The organism is Bradyrhizobium sp. 197 (assembly GCF_023073375.1).
Taxonomy (GTDB): Bacteria; Pseudomonadota; Alphaproteobacteria; order Rhizobiales; family Xanthobacteraceae; genus Bradyrhizobium.
Window position 1 is genome coordinate 1 of record NZ_JADPJJ010000126.1, and the last position, 829, is coordinate 829.

1 protein-coding gene is annotated in these 829 nt (G+C 53.9%); it reads right to left on the reverse strand.

What is annotated here, in order from left to right:
• Nucleotides 1–330: 330 nt before the first annotated feature.
• Complete coding sequence (locus IVB27_RS28320) at nt 331–657, reverse strand: nuclear transport factor 2 family protein (protein ID WP_247446255.1); 327 nt, start codon at nt 655–657, stop codon at nt 331–333.
• Between the last annotated feature and the right edge of the window lie 172 nt (nt 658–829).

Genomic DNA, 829 nt, shown 5'->3' on the forward strand with positions numbered 1-829 from the left:
AAGGAGCAATTGCGGACGATTCTGGCGCTCCCGTAGAAGCGCGGCTATGCGCGCCCGCGTATGTCGCTCACGCATTCGATCTGAAATCTACCTTCGATTAGACCACCACACAAACCGACTTGCGTGAAGCTCTCGCGGATAGCCGTGGCAAGTTCTTCGTCGGTCACCGCTAAGCCGCCCGCGCTTCTCCAGCAACTTGGTGAAACAGAATGAAGCGGCATACGTCATCCGCAAGTTCCCAAGCGAAGGTTTCAGTTTCGACATCGGGATCACTTACAAGACTTCATTTCTGAAGCCGTTCTGCCTTAAGCCGAAGCGACTTTGTGCGTTCTAATTAGATGGACCGCAGCTATGGGTTACGATTTGACCGAGAGCATCAAACGTCAGGACTACACTGACGATCCCGTTTCTCGCGACGTAGGAGATTAGAGCTCCATCATCCGATGGCTGCAGGTTGTCCAGCTCCGAGGCTGGAAATTGCCAAAGCCGGTCCATCCAATAGGCGTGAAGGCCCTCTCGGCCAATGATGGCTTTCATGCCGCCACAGCCGCAATGGAGTGTCGCATCCTCAGCATACATTCCAAGGATAGTTTCAATATCGCCAGCGCGGTAGGCGTCGAGCCAATCAACCGCAGCGGCCATTGGGTCGAAGGACATATTCCTCACCTACATGCCGTGATCGACCGCAGATGTAGGATTGGCCTGATGAACGCAAGATCAAATTTAGGAGTTCCGCGTCCGTAGTTCTCCGGGCATCAACGAGTTTCGGTTGAGCAATAGCAATGGGAGTGCCGCTTTCATCCCGTCGAACCAGCAACTTCAGCTCATG

Bases quoted from the DNA above. Each gene is read 5' to 3' on its own strand.
- IVB27_RS28320 (WP_247446255.1), bottom strand. From the start codon at position 657: ATGTCCTTCGACCCAATGGCCGCTGCGGTTGATTGGCTCGACGCCTAC.